This is a genomic window from Cupriavidus sp. D39, assembly GCF_026627925.1.
In the GTDB taxonomy this organism is placed as follows: Bacteria; Pseudomonadota; Gammaproteobacteria; order Burkholderiales; family Burkholderiaceae; genus Cupriavidus; species Cupriavidus ulmosensis.
On sequence record NZ_JAPNLE010000007.1, the window covers coordinates 751588 to 768396 of the forward strand.

Below are 16809 nucleotides of genomic sequence, written 5' to 3' on the forward strand. Positions count from 1 at the left end.
GACCAATTTGTATTATAGTCACAAAAACCAGATGGAAGACGTCCATGTTGCCAAAACACTCCCTTATGGCCCTCTTCGTTGCCAGCCTGGCGACCGGTTGTGCCGTCGGCCCCGATTATGTGAAGCCCAATGTGCCGGTTTCGCAACAATTCCAGGGCCAGACGGCAGTCGAGCAGCGGACAGCCAATGCCGGAGCCGACCTGCCTGCGTGGTGGGCTGGCTTTGGCGATCCGCAACTCACGCGGTTCGTGCAGCTCGCGCTGGAACAAAACCTGGACCTTGCACAGGCCTTCGCCCGCGTCACGCAAGCCCGTGCGGGCCTTGGCGCTGCCAATGCCGCGCTGCTGCCCTCCGGCAATGTCTCGGGCCAGGCCGCGCGTGCGTACCAGTCCGTTGAAACCCCTTTGGGCCGCGTCTTGAATTCGCGGCCCGGCTTCGACCGCTACAGCGACGCTTTTGAGGCCAATGTCAATGCAAGCTGGGAGTTGGACGTATTCGGCGGCCTGCGCCGTGGCCGCGAGGCGGCGTTTGCCGACTACCAGGCCTCCCAGGCGGGTGCAGTCGCCACACGGCTGACCGTGGCTGCACAGACTGCCGACATCTACATCGCCATCCGCGGCTTACAGACGCGCTTGAAGGTGGCCCGCCAGCAAGTACAGACGCAAGAGGAATTGCTCTCCACCATCAACCTGCTGTACGGCAAGGGACTGGCGGCCGAGCTTCAAGTCCGGCAGGCCGAAGGCGCACTCGCTCAGGTTCGCGCTTCCATCCCACAGCTTGAGGCGGGTCTCGATGCGGCGATGAACGCGCTGGATGTGATGCTCGGCTCGCTGCCGGGCACCCACCGGGCGGAGCTTGCGCAAGGCGGCAACATCCCGGCGGCTCCGCAAATTGCGATCAGCGGATCGCCCGGCGAATTGCTGAGGCGCCGCCCTGACCTCATCGTTGCCGAGCGTCGCCTAGCGGCTTCCAACGCGCGCATCGGTGTCGCCATTGCGGAGTACTACCCGAAGTTCTCGCTCAGCGGCCTGCTGGGCAGCGCCACATCGGTGGGCGCCGGCAGTCTGTTCGGCAGCGGTGCCAGTCAATTCGCCGGCGTGCTCGGCCTGCGCTGGCGCCTGTTCGACTTCGGCCGTATCAACGCACAAATCGATCAGGCCAAGGGGCAAGAGGCGGAGATGCTCGCCGCGTACCGGCTCGCCATGCTGCGCGCCACGGAAGATGTGGAAGACGCCTTCTCGGCTCTGGTCAAGCGCGAGGAGCAAGCGGCCGTGCTCACGCAAGGCGTGGATTCGCTCGGCCGTGCGCGAAATGCTTCGTTTGCCGCCTACCAGAGGGGTGTCGTCAGCCTGATTGAAGTCCTGCAAGCCGACGAAAGCCTTTTACGGGCATCAGACGCGCGCGCCCAGGCGCAATCCGAATCCGCGCGCGCCGCCGTCGCGGCTTTCAAGGCGCTGGGCGGTGGGTGGCAGCCCAACGAATCGACCGCCGTTGCTAGCAAATAGTCACTCTGCGGATGAGGCTGCGCATTCAGCACGGCTCGTCGCTCGAACCTCTACCGCAGCACCGAACCACTCATATCGAAAGAAACTGCCATGTCGAATTCCAAAGTTGTCGTCATTACAGGCGTTTCCTCGGGCATCGGCCGTGCCACCGCGGCAAAGTTTGCGTTGCGGGGCTGCCAGGTATTCGGCACCGTGCGCAACCTCGCAAAAGCGCAGCCGCTACCGGGCGTTGAACTGGTTGAGATGGATATCCGCGATGAAGCCTCTGTTCAGCGGGGGATCCAGGCCATCATCGCGCAGGCCAAGCGCATCGACGTGCTGGTCAACAGTGCCGGCGTGACGCTGCTCGGAGCGACCGAAGAAACCTCGATCGCCGAAGGGCAGGCGCTGTTTGACACCAACGTGTTTGGCATCTTGCGCACCACACGAGCCGTATTGCCACACATGCGCGAGCAAGGTTCGGGAAGAATTGTCAACATCAGCTCGGTGCTCGGGCTTTGCGCGAACCTACGCATTTCCGCAGCGTCGCAGCGCGACAGACGCTTCAACCATCGATCGAACTGCCGCGGAATTCGCCCGTCCAAGCCCTGACTACCTGCGGCGGAGAGCTGCTGGCGGAACTCGAAACGATCTACAAGGACATCCACCAGCACCCAGAACTGTCGATGCAAGAGGTTCGCACCGCCAAGCTCGCGGCCGATTACATCGAAACGCTGGGCTACGAGGTGACGCGCGCGGTGGGCGTCACAGGCGTCGTTGGCGTGTTGCGCAATGGCGAAGGCCCTACCGCGATGTTGCGTGCCGACATGGATGCACTACCCATGGCGGAAAATACCGGCTTGCCCTATGCCAGTATCGTCAAGGCAAGAGATGAAGATGGTGTGTAGGTAGGCGTGGCCCACTCCTGCGGGCACGACCTGCACGTGACCTGGTTGATGGGGACATCGCGCACTTTTGCAGAGCATCGCGACGCCTGGAAAGGCACTGTCATGCTCGTGTTCCAGCCCGGCGAGGAAGTGGGCCGGGGTGCAACGAGCATGGTTCAGGATTGGGGGCAGGGGCGCTTCCCCAAGCCGGACATTATCTTGGGGCAGCACGTGATGGTAGGACTGAGTGGAACGGTCTGCTACCGCCCAGGTGTCATCCTGTCAGCCGGTGACAGCTTGAAGATCAAACTATTCGGTCGCGGGTCACATGGCTCACAGCCGCAGACCGCCATCGATCCGGTGATCATGGCCGCCGCCACCACATTGCGCCTGCAAACCATCGTTTCGCGTGAAATCTCGCCGCTGGACAATGCAGTGTTGACCATTGGCTCGCTGCAGGCCGGCACCAAGGAAAACATCATTCCTGACGAAGCCACGATCAAGCTCAATATGCGCACCTTCGACGAAGATGTGCGCGAGTACATGCTGTCGTCCGTCAAGCGAATTTGCTGCGCTGAGTGCGATGCCTCCAAGGCCGAGCGGCCGCCCGAGTTCACCACCCTCAGCAGTTACCCACTAACCGAAAACGACGATGCCTCGACCCAGAAGATCGCGGCAGCCGTCAAAGCGCAGTTTGGCGACCAGGCCTATGAGACAGCACCGGCGTCGGCCAGCGAAGACTTCAGCATCTTCGGGCGTACGTGGAATGTGCCATACGTTTTCTGGTTCATCGGCGGTACCGACCCCAGTGTGTATGCACAGGCCAGAGGGAAAAGCAAATCAATAAGATACCGAGCAATCATTCGCCCAAGTTCGCGCCGGTCATCCACCCGACGCTGGAAACGGGGCTGCAGGCCATGCTGACGGCGGCGTCTGCGTGGCTTTGCGGTCATCGAGCGGCATGATGGAACACAGTCTCTTTGTCCTGGTCGACCTGTTCGGTACCTTCGCTTTTGCAGTCAGCGGTGCTCTTGCCGCTGAACAGAAGCGCCTCGATCTGTTCGGTGTCGTCGCGATCAGCTATATGACGGCCTGTGGCGGAGGAATCGTTCGGGATCTCTGCCTAGGCTCGTTACCGCCGGTGGGCATTTCAGATTGGCGGTATCTCGCGACCTCGGTGTTTGCCTCGGCGATGGCAATCTGGGCGCGTCCAATCGTTGACCACCTTAAGCATCCTGTCGTTTTTTTTGATTCGCTTGGACTGGGCTTCTTTGCGGTCGTTGGTGCACATAAGGCGCTGCTGCTTGGCCACAACATCGAGGTTGCCATCGTTCTCGGCATGGTGACTGCTGTCGGCGGTGGCGTGGTGAGGGATGTGGTGCTCAATCGCGTACCGATCATCCTGCAGAAGGAAATCTATGCGCTCGCCGCACTGGTTGGCGCAGCCATACAAGTTCTTGGACAATTCATGGAATGGAGGGTAGCAGTCACGCCTTGGTTTGCGGCGTCGATCTGCTTCGCAATCCGCCTGCTTGCCCTGCGCTATTCCTGGAGCCTTCCTGTTGTCCATAAGACGGATGTGGCGTAGTCAGGGCACTGTCAACTTGCCGGTATTGAAGCGGGACGATCTTGCGAGGCACGGAACAGGAACGAAGCACCCCTAAGAAGAATCTGGCTGTGGCCTAGTCACACCGCTTCTGCAACAGGATGTCCCGTTCGGCGCCGTGCTCGTCGACCGCCCGCCACTGTGGCCTCGTGAGGCGGCGGTGGCGGACCCGACGGATGAGAGCCCGTTTGATAATTCAAGGATGGGCGATTCTGCGTAGCAGCAGCCTGCCCATTGCTATATAGACCATGGCCTCGGACACATCAGAACGCCGCTCGTAGTCCCTGTTGAGGACCGTTAATTCTGGTTCTCAACACCTGGATCGAGATGCGCGCGGAGGTTCTCCGATAGCCTCAGTACGCAATGCTCGCACTTTCTGCCGGATTTGCCCTCCCTGTTTTTTTGGCTACTCCCTTGAGGTGAACGAAGCCCATCTTGGTCTCCTTCCGAATGCCATGAAGGCGCTGTTCCACCCACGAGCCAAGCCATTTCCGCAGGCGTGCCTACCCGGATAGGTCGTTCAACTCATAGCTGGTGCTGCGCCCGCCCGCATCCGATTTCCGCAATACGCCACGCGCGAGCAACTCAGTGATGTCGCGCAGCGCGGTGTCTGGCGAGCATTTGGCGATCGCCGCCCACTTGGAGCTGGTGAGCTTGCCTTCGAAGCCATCGAGCAGTCGGTTGAGCAGTTTCACTTGCCGCTCGTTCAGTGGCGTGGTCGCCCAGCGCTGCCAGAACCGGGTCTTGACCAGCACAGCATCAAGGGTGTCCTGCGCCTGATCGACGGCGCGATGCAGCGTATCGAGGAACCAGGCCAGCCAATTGGTGACATCCATCGACCGCTTCTGGGTCCGCTCCAGGATATCGTAGTAGGCCTGGCGCTCCCGCTGGATCTGCGCCGACAGGCTGTAGAAACGCTGCGGGCTGCCATCGGCGCGCGCCAGCAGCAGGTCGCCGATCGCACGGGCTATACGGCCGTTGCCGTCGTCAAACGGATGCAAGGTGACGAGCCACAAATGGCCGAGGCCTGCCTTGAGCAGAGGCGGATCGTTCGACGCACCATTGACCCAGTCGAGAAATCGGCTCGTTTCAGCTTCCAGGCGATTGGCTGGCGGCGCTTCGAAATGCACACGTTGTCGGCCGATGGGGCCGGACACCACCTGCATCGGACCGCTGATGTCGTCACGCCAGCCTCCAATCTTGATCCGGGCAAGGCCGGAGTAGCCGGTGGGAAACAGCGCGGCATGCCAGCCAAACAATCGCTCCCGGGTGACCGGTGCAAGGCAATTGGTGGTCGCGTCGAGTACCATTTCAACCACGCCTTCGACGTGACGATCGACCGGGGCTAGTGCGCCGATGTCCACGCCCAAGCGGCGGGCGATGGACGAACGCACGGATGCGACGCTGAGCTGTTCGCCCTCGATCTCGCTGGTCTTTACCACATCCTCGGTGAGCGCCGCAAGACTCGCCTGATCGCGCAGAGCCATGCCAACATCAGCCAAGCGCCCCATCAGCAGTCCTTGGGCGCGACTAACCTCGGCCATAGGCACTGCCAGGGCCGCCAGATCGTAGTGCCAGCTTGGCCAGTCACTGGCCTGCCAGATGTATGTGTAATCTCCGCTTTCCATGCGGAGATTATGATCTACTTTCTCCGCAGACGCAAGTTATTCGCCGCACCTGGTGCGGTGATAGTCCTTGATATTCACTGCAAGAAGGCAACGCTGGCTGGTCGTGCTTGAAGGCCCTTCCGTTCGGCCCTCACTCCGCGGCGCTCCTCTGGCAGGTGGCCTGTGCTGCCAAACCCCTGTTTAGGGTTGGGGGAATCCTGGCGATTAATTGCATTTTGACGATCAAGGGATGCTCGCCAGGGACAGTGCACCAGCTGTTGCAGATCGCTAATTCTGCGAATGGTGCGCACTAATACTGCGAACGTGGCGTGCCAAGGAGGCTTCGGAACGACTCGCGATCCCCCGCGCGTACTGTTTCCCTACCCAACGGATCACTGCATTGAGATTTTTGAGCTGGTGTAATCTGAACGATGAGATGGCCTGGAGGCGGTGATCGTGAATTTCACAGACAGTTGCCGCCGGATTCAGCCACTCACGTTTCCCAGCGAGGCGAAAAGACATCGAGGGGATTCAGAGCGAGGCACTCGAAGCAGAATGAAAGGCCGCGCCGGTCGGACACCCACGCTGCTGGTGTTTGGATCGCCATGTTAACGTGAGTCAGAGCGCTGCGAGACGGGCAAGCACCAGCTCATCAACCGGCGGAAACAGCAGCCATCCACAGCGGGGCAAGTAGGGGAATGCCTCAAGCTGCCCACTTGCCCATAGCTGGGGGACGCTGATTCGATACGTGGCTGCCAAGCGCCCCAGCCAGCCGCCAAAGGCCTCGTCGTCAAACGGACGTGGCGCCACCGGCCAAGGTCTCACAGGCTCAGCACAGGAGACCTCGCGCTGCATTCTCGATGTGGCCAAGTTCGATCACCTCTCTGCCGTCGCGAATGGCGAGTTCAGTCGCGACATTGAGCACCCGCGATACCTCCCCGGTTAGTCCGCCGCTCGCCGCCAGAATCGCCTGAACCATCTCTTGCCGCGCCAGGTTCGACGGCCGTCGAAGGGGCAGAATTCGTTCAAAGGCAGCAAGGAGGCATCGGCGGCGGATTTCAAGCTAGTTGACGCCTAAAATTTTTACTTTAAGCGGCAAGTTTTGACTCAACATTAGACATGCGAATGGCTGCCTCACCGGCTGCGACGGTGGTCGTCAACGAGGCGATTTGGCAATGGAAACAGCGATGAGACGCCGTCAGAAGCGCGCGCGGGCAATCCTACGAGGTCGGTCGCGTGTCGTTGCGTGGCGTTGGCCACTGGAATTTCTGGGACTTGCGATTCAGGCCGTCGCGAAACGCAAGTCCGGTAAATTCCATGCGCAGCCACTGCGTGACCAGACCGGCCGTGACGGGCTGATTCATGCGCCATGGTGCGACCGCGTTCATCGGGAAGGTCTCGACAAGCACCAGACTCAGCAGTTGGTTCAAAGTCCAGGCCATCGAGCGAATTTGCATCCACAACTCCAGCACGGTGCGCGATTGCTGCCAGAGATTGCTCACGCCGAACCAGCGCTTGAGATTGTGAAACAGCGGTTCTATGCCCCAGCGGCGCGCGTACAACTGCACGATCTCCTGGGCGCTCAAGTCCGTTTCGCTCGCGAGCAGCAGACGGGGCTTGGTCCAGGCCTGTTTCTTCGCATCGAAGAACTGGCACCAGACGGCACGCACCAACGCGCCCTTGAGGAAGCGCGCGCGGGCCTCGGCAGAGCGCAGGCGAACCTGCTGGTCTTTGCCATAGAGCGGCATGCGCAGTTCGATCGCGGGCAGTGCTTCGATGGCCTCGGCGTTCAGGCGCTCGCCATAGATGCGCTTGCGACCACGTCTGGGTGTGGTTGGCGGTGGCGGCACGAGAAACAGCGCGGTGTCGATGCGCGCCTGTCCAATCACGTGCATTTGTCTGCGCAGCAAAGGCAATACCAGGCGGGCGCGCATGAACCACGAATCGAACAGTACGCGCACCGGCTTGTTGGCCACGCCCGCCAGAGAGCGGACCAGCACCAGCGCGATTTTCAGCTTGTTGCGGTTGCCGGTGTTTGGCACCAGCCGCGAGAGAATTGGCAGCACCAGGTTGACCCCGCCGTTGCCCAGCGCGCTCACGCCCAGCGTAACCCAGCACTGGGCCCGTATGAATTGCGGCCGATTGATCTTGCGGCTGTGGTCGTGGCGATACGCGCAACCGGGCGCCTGCTCCGAGGAGCGCGGCACCAGTGTATCGTCGATGACCAGTGTCAGCACATCGCATGGCAGCACTGTGAGCACCAGCAAGAACAATTGGCGGGCCAAACGCACGGTGCGCAAGCTGCCGCGCCCGAGAAGCTTGTAGTAGGTCGTCCAGTGCCTGCGTCGCGCGATGGCGCTGATAGCGCGCGTCACCCAGCCTTCTGGCGAAACCATACAGCCGCACAGCAGCTCGACAAAGCTCCCGCGAGAGCGAATTGGCACGGCCAGAAGCAGAAGGTTGATCCATTCGGACAGACACAGTCGTACACGGTTGGACAAAGACATGGGCAATCGCAAGAGGACCGAAAACGATCCTCATTGGCCGCCGCGCTGCTTGCGCTAAAACCCGCGCAAGCAGCGCGGCGGCCACACGATCATTGCCCCATGTCAAGCATTTTTCGATTTCTTGAATCCGTTTCCAACCCGCTCGTTGAGCGGGCCTGAATGTCTAAAGTTGAGAAGTTTTGAGTTTAAGCCCTCCAATGGTTGGCGTCGCTGTTCGGTGGCGTGGTGATCGGGGTTGAGATGGACGACGAGGACCGGCTGCCAGTTACGAATCGGGCCGCTCCAGCGATGCGGGTGCCGTGCTTTTGCAGCTTCGTAGACAGCAGCGCGTTGGATGAGCAGCGCAGTGTCCAGGCCGGCATGTCGCTCCGCGGGCGTGACGAAGTTGATTGCGCTATGACGATGCTCGTGGTTGTACCACTGTACAAATGTGTCGACCCAATGCCGGGCGGCGAACACAGTGGCGAACGGCCGACATGGATGGGTGGGCCGGTATTTCATCGTTCTAAAGAGCGATTCCGAGAACGGGTTGTCGTTGCTGACCGCGGGGCGGCTGAACGAGGGCGCGACGCCCAGCGCTTGCAGAGTAGCGAGCATCGTGGCCCCCTTCATTGGGCTGCCGTTGAGATGACCGAATTCGGCCGAGTTGGCCACTGCCAACACGCGCTGGCGCTCCAGGGCGCTGAGTCGGTTTTTAGGCAGTTGCACGCGCATAGACCGCTGATCGCCTCGTTGCGTATCGCGCCGCCAGCGTTGCAAGGTGCTCTCACTTAGATTGATCGCGGTACAAGCCCGATCCTGCCGTGCCCCCATCGTCATGGCCTCTTCCAGCAAACCAATGATCTGATTGCGCTCTGTCAGGGCGGTCATCTGACCTCGTCCTCCCAGAGCGCTCGGAACTTTTTTGCAGCACCAGCAATGCCGCCGCCTCCGCTAAGGCGCGGTCTTTGCGCTGCAGCGCTCGCTTGAGCTGCTCTACTTCTTCTTTCAGCCCACGCAACTCCGGACCGGCACCGGTCGCGACACCTTTGCCATGGAGACAAAACGCGGCTTTCCACTCCGCCAGGTGATGGGCAAACAAGCCTTTTTCCCGGCACCATGCATGCAAAGCTTCCTCCGACAGACCGTGCGTCTCCTGCAGCGCCAGCAATTGCTCTTCCGCCCGCCACTCCTGCGGGCGTCTCTCATGCTGCGCTAGCGCGCCAACCTGGCCTGCCGGTTTCTTTTTCATCCAGTTCTTTAAGGTGTGATAGCTGACATTCAGATCTTCCGCCACGGCATGTACTGTCCGCTCTCCGCGGGAATACGCCTTGACCCGCGCTTGCTCTATGAATGCCGAAGAATACTTTGCTTTCATCTATGCCTCTATCTTTCTCTTGAAAGGAATTTAGAGGCGTCAACTAGTCTGCCACGGGGGTATGCGCCCGCTCTCGCTCCGTGACAATTCTCACCGCCATGCTCAAGTCCGCGGTCTTACGCACCCGAGGCGATCTATTGAGCGGAGCAACCGGCTTGGCGGAATCAGTAGACGGGCGCGGTATCCACACTTTCGCTGGAGGTGACAGCGCAGCGGTGATGACTTTGCTCATGATGGGAATCAGGAATCTGCATCAGGTGGCCAGCTCCGCCCAACTGCTGCGATATTCAGATCTGAGCCTTACCACCGTCGACGAATAGTTCAATGCCGTTGACAAAGCTTGAATCGTTGGAGGCAAGAAAGACCGTCGCCTTGGCAATTTCGTCCGGATCGCCGACGCGGCCCATTGGGATCTGCGAGGCCAGAGCGTCGAGTACTCCCTGCTGCGGTGCGGCGTCGGGCCCGGCCAGGTTAAACAAGCCTGGCGTCTTGGTGGGTCCGGGGCTGAGCGTGTTGACCCGGATACCGCGACCCTTGAAATCGAGAATCCAGTTGCGGGCGAATGAGCGTACTGCGGTCTTTGAGGCGGCATAGACACTGAATGCCTTGGTGCCGCCACTGGCGGCGGTGGAGCCAGTCAAGATGACTGATGCACCGTCCGCTAGCAATGGTAGAGCCTTCTGTACAGTAAACAGTACGCCCTTGACGTTACGGCCAAAGATGTCGTCATACTGATCCTCGGTAATATTCCCGAGCGGCATCAGCGAGCCGCCGCCGGCGTTGACGAACAGTACGTCGATCCGACCCTTTTCCGATTTCACCCGATCAAACAGCGTGTCCAGTTCGGCCATGTTCAATGAGTCGACCCGGATGCCGGTAGCGTTACCGATCGCGGACACCGCGGCGTCGAGTTCGACCTGTCGGCGACCGGTGACAATGACATGCGCCCCTTCGCTAGCAAACCGCTTAGCGGTAGCGAGCCCGATACCGGTGGATCCACCGGTAACGATTGCGATCTTGCCTTCAAGTTTGCGGGACATGGAAGTTTCCTTGGTTGGTTGTGAGTCGGAGCGAGAACCTCGACTTCGTCCTCTGGCGCCTGGGTGCACGCGCTCGCCGCTTCCAGCAGGCAGGTCGGCGAAAGGGCTCTCCACCAGCTCGTACGCTCGCAACGGGTCGAGCATTAAGGCCGCTGCCCGACCGCGCTCGAGTCGTGGCTACGCGAAGAGGCCGAGGACTTGTGCTTGATCAGAGCAACCGCGACACCGCCGATCACCGCGGCCATTGCAATGGCAAGGAAGTTCTGCACCAGCGGAAGCTTCATCGAGACCAGCAGCCCGATCACGATTGGCGCCGCGATCGCGCCGATGCGCCCGACTCCCGAGGCAAAGCCAAGTCCCGTCGAACGGATCGACGTCGGGTAGAACTGCCCGGCATACGCGTACAGCAGGATTTGCGTGCCCAGCGTCGACGCGCCGACGACGGCAACGATCAGGAACAGCGGCTGCGCGCCGTAGCCGAGCTGCGTCAGCGAGACCGCGGCGACCCCGAAGAATGCGGTCGTCACCCACTTGATGTTCAGCTTGTCGGCGAGCCATCCGCCACCGACGGCGCCGACGACTGCACCGGCGTTGTAGGCGAGCAGGAAGTTCAGCGCGGAACCGAGGCTGTAGCCGGCCATGCCCATCAGCTTGACCAGCCACGAACTGAGCGCATAGAGCATGAACAGGCAGGTCATATAGGCGACCCAGAACATCACTGAGCTGAAGCCGCGGCCGTCCAGGAACAGCCTGCCTACGGTCGGACCTTCGGCCTTGTCCTCGGCCGGAACGAGGAACTCCTCGTGCGGCTCGAGCCGCATGTCCGGTCGGATCTTCCGGATCACTTCGCGCAGATGCGTGTGGTCCTGCTGCTTGATCAGGAATGGCAGCGACTCAGGCATGTACTTGAGGATGAACGGGATCAGCACCACTGCGGCGCCCGCGGCGATGAACACAGATTGCCAGCCATAGGTCTCGATGAACTGCTTGCCGAGCAGCGCGGCGAGGATGCTGCCGACCGCGTAGCCGCAGCACATCAGCGTGACCATCACGCTGCGCACCTTCTTCGGTGAGTATTCGGTCATCTGCGCGGCCGCATTCGGGATCGCGCCGCCGATGCCGAGCCCGGCGAGGAAGCGCATCACGCTGAAGGTGATAGGGTCGTTGGTGAACCCGGCGGCCGCGGTGAAGGCGCTGAACAGAAACACGCAGATCGAGATCGCCCAGCGGCGGCCGATCTTGTCGGCCAGCGCGCCGAGCGCGATCGCTCCGAACATCATGCCGAACAGCGCCGAACTGGCCATGAAGCCCGCGGTCGAGGCCTCGACATTCATCGCCTTCATGATCGACGGAAGCGCGGTGCCGGCGACCGCCAGGTCGTAGCCGTCGAGCACTAGGATCACGAAACACCAGATCAGCACGGACCAGTGAAAGCTGTTGAACTTGGCCTCGTCGGCCAGTTTGTGAACGTCTATCCGGTGCATGCTTGAATGTGCAGGTGCCAGGTCAGGGCGGATTGGTTTCATTGACTTGTCTCCTTTTATTATCGGTTTGAGGTTCGGTATGCGGCGCAGTAGCCACATTCTGGGCCGAGACCTCACAGCCAACGCCCGCCCTTGCATAGAAAAGGGCGGTCCCCTCAGTCCGAGCAGGCTGCATCACCCTCACACGCGAGGGGCTTCGGGCAGGCGTTCACCGCCGCGCACGACGTATTTGGCGGGATACAGTGTGACGAGAACCTCGACTTCGTCCTCCGTTGCCCCCGTGCACGCGCTCCAGATCGAGCTCACTTTTTTGGCCAGCGATAGTATGGCGCCGTCGCTGCGCCCATCACGTATGTGGCAGAAGATCAGCGTTTCGGAAGTGGGCTCTCCCGAACGGTAGAGGTTGTCGGGCGTGGCTTCATGGAATACGACGCTAATCAAGTCGAGCGGCGAAAGGATGATCTCCCTGATCGCGCTCGTGAACTCGCTGGCGATCTTGGCCTTGACGCCAGCTTCGATTCCGACCTTGCATTCGCAAACAATGATAGGCATGTTATGTCTCCGTGAAGTTAGGGCTGCTGAGGCCTCAGTCTCTCGGAACGTCGCCGCCGGTGATTGCAACGGGGCGCCACCACTTGCTTGGAAGTGCCATGACATGGCGTCGTGGCCCGCCAATCCAGGCCAAGCTCGTTATCGGTGGGCCGGTGCCCCTGTGCGACGTATGTAGTGTCGCAAACATTGCCCACTCGTTTGGCACCTGCCAGATTGCACGTTGAGAGAGTCGGGCGGAGTCAACCTCCACGGTCGAGCAACTCACAGGCCACGCGCCCGGTGCGCTGACGCAGTGGCTGAACATCGCGCTATTCATGGCGTAATAGACAGATGGCCCCACAACTGCGGCCGGCGACGTCAGGTCCTCAAGTCAGCCACAGTGACGCGCCGATCAGACGCGTGAAGGCCGGCGCCACCTTGAAGCAGTTCAGGTAAGGGGCGGTATCGGTGGAGACGTCAGGCCAGCGAAGTCATATCGGTCGACGAAAAAAGGGCTGCCTGCTCGGCAAGACATGCGCGGCCGATTTGGCCTTTCGTGCAGAAAAGTCTTTCAGCGAGCACTGCCTGACCCCGATCCCCGGGGTCGCGGAAAGCATCGACCGGAAAGCGCAGCGACTCACACTCAAGAATGGATGGAGGAAACCCTTGTTGACAGGGGGTTGACGATAACATACGCTTCTTTTACTAAACGTACGTTTATTAAACGCACCTCATGTGCGGCCCCGGGCCCTCTTACTCATCCATGGAGCAATTCACATGGCAGACAAGAAAGCCATTCTGGCGATTGGAGCCGGCGACGCTACCGGCGGCGCCATCGCCAAGTGCTTTGCCAAAGAGGGCTACATCGCATGCGTTACCCGCCTAACTGTTGACAAGCTCCAGCCCCTGGTGACGAGATCAGGGCCGAAGGCGGCGAGGCGCACGGCTTCGGCTCCAACACGCGCAAGGAGGACGACATGATCTCGCTGGTGCAGCAGATCGAGAAGGACATCGCGCCGATCGAAGTGGCGGTCTTCAACATCGGCGCCAATGTTCGCTTCGGCACCACCGAGACCGCCACTCGCGTCTACACCAAGGTCTGGGAGATGGCCTGCCTCGGCGGCTTCCTGATGGGTCGCGAAACGGCGAAGGTCATGCTGCCGCGGGGTCGCGGCACCATCATCTTTACGGGCGCGCCGGCCAGCTTGCGCGGACGCGAAGGTCTTGCTGCATTCGCCGGCGCCAAGCATGCGCTGCGCGCGCTCGCGCAAAGCATGGCCTGCGGACTGGGCCGCAAGGGAATCCACGTCGCGCATCCCGCAATCGACGCCGCGAACGACACGGCGTTCATCCGCGACAACTTCCCCGAGCGTTATGCGCTGAAGGACCAGGATGGAATCGTTCAACCCAGCTCGATGGCAAATGCTTACTGGAATTTGCATCAGCAGTCCGCGATGCCTGGACGACGAGATGGAACTGCGGCCCTGGATGGAAACGTTCTGAGACCCGGACGGTGCCAACCGCAGATTTCCAGCTGCGCTTCCGCTCCCTCTTTACTGACGGAGAAGCGTTCGTCTTCCCTTGCAACGCCAGCGGCCACGTCGTCCTGGACGCATTGGTCGAGCGTCCCCGTAGCAGCTACCTCTTTGCCCGCGCCACGGTCGGCCGGTTCTATGCCCCACCGCAAATCATTGTCGCGCCGCAGTGCGAATCGGAGCCAACTTGACGAGTGCGAGGCACTTGATGCGATGGCTCCCCAGACCTCCCACAACCGCTGGGCATGTATTTCGCGGCTCAAAACCCGGCCCGCGCGTACCCCTGTCAGCGCTTCGCCCACACCCTCACGAATTTGCACGCATGACTCGGGGCCGCCGTAGCTGGCTAAGCCTTCAACGTATCACTCTTTCTTTCACAACAATTTGCCGGTTTTGACCGGTGTACGGAGACAAACCTTGGCACAAGGTCGCAGCACATTTCTCAAGTCCTCCGTCGCGCTGGCAGCGTTGCCGGTCGCCGGTTGCCGCTCGTCGTCGGATGACACCGCCGCACTGAAAGCCAACGCCGATTCCGTGCTGACCCGTGCCGTCGCATCCGGCGACACAGCCGGCGTAGCCGCCGCGGTGATCACTCGCGATGAGACCCTCTACTCCGCGGCGCAGGGAGCGCGCGCGCTCGGCGCCTCCGCAGCGATGGACATGGACACGGTGATGCTCATCGCCTCCATGACCAAGCCGATCACCAGCGCCGCAGCCATGCAGCTGGTCGAGCAGGGCAAGTTGAGCCTGGACGGTCCAGCGTCCGCGGTGATCCCCGAGCTGGGCGTTCTCAAGGTTCTGGAGGGCTGGGACACGAATGGCGCGCCCGAACTGCGAGATGCCGAGGGCCAGCTCACCCTGCGGCATCTGCTCACCCATACGTCCGGCTTTACCTACGAGATCTGGAACGCGGACCTGGAGCGCTACTACCGCACGCAGAACGTCCCCGGCATCCTAACGGGGCAGAAAGCGGCGCTGCGGGTGCCTCTGTGCTTCGACCCCGGCACGCGCTGGAATTATGGCATCGGCATCGATTGGGTGGGCCAGCTGATCGAAGCCGCCAGCGGCCTGCGCCTGGGTGACTACTTCCAGCGCAACATCACAGGACCGCTGGGCATGGACAGCACGGCGTTTAAGATCACCACGGCCATGCGCACCCGACTGGCCGGCATGCATTTGCGCGGAGACGACGGAAAATTATCCGTGATCGATCTGGGAACAGTGCAGGATCCCGAGTTCGAGTCGGGCGGCGCAGGCCTGTACTCGACCGCCAACGACTACCTGAAGTTCATGCGCATGATCCTCAATGCGGGGCGGGGCAACGGCAACCAGATCCTCAAGCCGGAGACGGTGGCCCTGATGTCGCGCAATGCCATGGGGCCGCTTCGCGTGAGCAAGCTACCGACGCAGATTCCTTTTCTCTCGCGCGACGTGGAATTCTTCCCCGGTGTGCCCAAGACCTGGGGCCTGGGCTTCATGATCAACGAGAGTGCGGCGCCCACCGGCCGCAGTGCCGGCAGCTTGGCCTGGGCGGGGCTGGCCAATACGTACTTCTGGATCGACCCCACCCTGAACATCGCAGGCCTGGCCATGATGCAGTCGCTGCCGTCCGTGGACCCGAGAACCGTGGACGTGTTCTACGGTTTTGAAAAGAGCGTTTACGCCTCGCCGAACTGATGCCTGAAGGGCGGTCACCGCCCTTCAGGATCGAGGGCGCAGGGTCTATGACATGACTCCTTCCTTCACAACACTTTACCGGTTTGACCGGCGCACGGAGACAAACATGAAAACACTGACTCGCAGACTCTTTGATGCCGCTGTTGTAGTCGCGCTTTGCTGCGCCGCCGCCGCGACGGCGCAGCCCTATCCAAACAAATCCATCCTGATCAAGGTCGCTTACCCGCCCGGGTTCGGGGTGGACGCTTCAGTGCGTCCATCCGCACCCGTGCTGGAGCGCGCCCTTGGGCAGATTCTCGTGATCGACAATATGCCCGGTGCGAACGGCTCCATCGCGGCGATGAATGTGTTGAAGGCGTCGCCAGACGGATACACGCTGCTCGCGACGGCGGGTCCGGATTTACTGGTGGCGCCGCTCACGGTCGCTTCGGCTAAGTACACGTTCGACAGCTTCAAGCTCATCGGTTCGTTCGGGATTTCGGACATGGTCCTGGTCAGTCATCCCGACCGCCCTTTCAACAACCTCACCGCGCTCCTCGAACACATGCAAAAGCGTGGCGCGAAGGAGCTTTCCATTGCCCACTGGGGCCAGGGCACGCTCGCTCATCTCGCGGCCGCTGAATTCCAGGAGCGGGTCGGCGTCAAGTTGCTGGAGGTGCCGTACAAAGGCATCGCTCCCATGGCCACGGCCGTCGCAGGTGGCGAGGTGGACCTCGCGTTTGTTCCTCTTGCGGGGCCAATCCTAGGAATGGTTCAGACCGGGCGGATCAAGGCCATCGCCTTCGCGAGCGCCAAGCGACATCCGCTCATGCCGGATGTCGCGACGCTGAGCGAGCACACTCGATTCAAGAACTTCGAATTCGGCATCTGGACGGGCTTGTTCGCGCCCGCGCGCACAACCGATGCCGTTGTCGCGCGCCTGAGCAGGGCCTTCCAGCAGTGGAACGACAGCCCGGAATTCCTCGCGCTCGCTACTGCGCAGGGCTTTCGCAAGCTGGACTCAATGACGCCGCAGCAGGCAGCGGCCTTCTTGCGCGTAGAGAACGAAAAGTTTGTCAACATCGCAAAGACCCTTAATCTGGTGGCGCAATAAC

The 16809-nt window shown here is 61.2% G+C and carries 11 protein-coding genes and 6 pseudogenes; 7 read left to right on the forward strand and 10 right to left on the reverse strand.

Translation table 11 applies throughout. The annotated features are described in order from the left end of the window. Positions 1 to 44: 44 nt before the first annotated feature. The 4 genes and pseudogenes from OMK73_RS10760 to OMK73_RS10775 all read left to right on the forward strand — a co-directional run bounded on the left by OMK73_RS10760 (position 45) and on the right by OMK73_RS10775 (position 3959). On the forward strand, positions 45 to 1505 hold the full coding sequence (locus OMK73_RS10760) for an efflux transporter outer membrane subunit (protein ID WP_267602011.1): 1461 nt from the start codon (positions 45 to 47) through the stop codon (positions 1503 to 1505). 90 nt (positions 1506 to 1595) lie between these two features. Further along, positions 1596 to 2000: pseudogene (locus tag OMK73_RS10765) on the forward strand (SDR family NAD(P)-dependent oxidoreductase); the annotation flags it as partial. A 65-nt stretch (positions 2001 to 2065) separates the two neighbouring features. Then, positions 2066 to 3336, forward strand: a pseudogene (locus OMK73_RS10770) (amidohydrolase). Next, positions 3333 to 3959 carry a trimeric intracellular cation channel family protein gene (locus tag OMK73_RS10775; protein WP_267602012.1) on the forward strand — a complete coding sequence of 209 codons (627 nt, stop codon included), beginning with the start codon at positions 3333 to 3335 and terminating at the stop codon, positions 3957 to 3959. Before OMK73_RS10770 ends, OMK73_RS10775 begins: the two are co-directional and overlap by 4 nt. 4 nt (positions 3960 to 3963) lie before the next feature. On the opposite strand, the pseudogene OMK73_RS10780 reads toward OMK73_RS10775, so the two are convergent. The 10 genes and pseudogenes from OMK73_RS10780 to OMK73_RS10820 form a co-directional block, all read right to left on the reverse strand. Next, a pseudogene (locus tag OMK73_RS10780) lies at positions 3964 to 4116 on the reverse strand (IS6 family transposase); the annotation flags it as partial. A 57-nt stretch (positions 4117 to 4173) separates the two neighbouring features. Beyond that, positions 4174 to 4269 (reverse strand): annotated as a pseudogene (locus tag OMK73_RS10785) (IS5/IS1182 family transposase); the annotation flags it as partial. Between the two features lie 211 nt (positions 4270 to 4480). Then, complete coding sequence (locus tag OMK73_RS10790) at positions 4481 to 5605, reverse strand: Fic family protein (RefSeq protein WP_267602013.1); 1125 nt, start codon at positions 5603 to 5605, stop codon at positions 4481 to 4483. A gap of 808 nt (positions 5606 to 6413) precedes the next feature. After that, a complete protein-coding gene (locus OMK73_RS10795) occupies positions 6414 to 6563 on the reverse strand; it encodes a hypothetical protein (RefSeq protein WP_267602014.1) in 150 nt (49 codons plus the stop codon). Between the two features lie 241 nt (positions 6564 to 6804). Next, complete coding sequence (locus OMK73_RS10800; protein WP_267600424.1) at positions 6805 to 8091, reverse strand: transposase; 1287 nt, start codon at positions 8089 to 8091, stop codon at positions 6805 to 6807. A gap of 228 nt (positions 8092 to 8319) precedes the next feature. Then, positions 8320 to 8715: pseudogene (locus OMK73_RS39095) on the reverse strand (transposase); the annotation flags it as partial. Positions 8716 to 8857: 142 nt separating this feature from the next. Next, positions 8858 to 9448 (reverse strand): transposase, encoded by a 591-nt coding sequence (locus OMK73_RS39100; protein ID WP_420715503.1) that lies wholly within the window; start codon positions 9446 to 9448, stop codon positions 8858 to 8860. 287 nt (positions 9449 to 9735) lie between these two features. Further along, positions 9736 to 10488 (reverse strand): SDR family oxidoreductase, encoded by a 753-nt coding sequence (locus tag OMK73_RS10810; protein WP_267602015.1) that lies wholly within the window; start codon positions 10486 to 10488, stop codon positions 9736 to 9738. Between the two features lie 143 nt (positions 10489 to 10631). Next, positions 10632 to 11972 carry an MFS transporter gene (locus OMK73_RS10815; RefSeq protein WP_267602095.1) on the reverse strand — a complete coding sequence of 447 codons (1341 nt, stop codon included), beginning with the start codon at positions 11970 to 11972 and terminating at the stop codon, positions 10632 to 10634. Positions 11973 to 12152: 180 nt separating this feature from the next. Next, positions 12153 to 12524, reverse strand: a complete 372-nt coding sequence (locus OMK73_RS10820) for a tautomerase family protein (RefSeq protein ID WP_045242993.1) — start codon at positions 12522 to 12524, stop codon at positions 12153 to 12155. Between the two features lie 756 nt (positions 12525 to 13280). On the opposite strand from OMK73_RS10820, the pseudogene OMK73_RS10825 reads away from it, so the two are divergent. The 3 genes and pseudogenes from OMK73_RS10825 to OMK73_RS10840 all read left to right on the forward strand — a co-directional run bounded on the left by OMK73_RS10825 (position 13281) and on the right by OMK73_RS10840 (position 16808). Continuing rightward, a pseudogene (locus OMK73_RS10825) lies at positions 13281 to 14006 on the forward strand (SDR family NAD(P)-dependent oxidoreductase). A 449-nt stretch (positions 14007 to 14455) separates the two neighbouring features. Further along, entirely contained in the window at positions 14456 to 15715 is a 1260-nt protein-coding gene (locus tag OMK73_RS10835) for a serine hydrolase domain-containing protein (protein WP_267602017.1), read from the forward strand. Between the two features lie 106 nt (positions 15716 to 15821). After that, on the forward strand, positions 15822 to 16808 hold the full coding sequence (locus OMK73_RS10840) for a tripartite tricarboxylate transporter substrate binding protein (protein ID WP_267602018.1): 987 nt from the start codon (positions 15822 to 15824) through the stop codon (positions 16806 to 16808). Position 16809 lies beyond the last annotated feature (1 nt).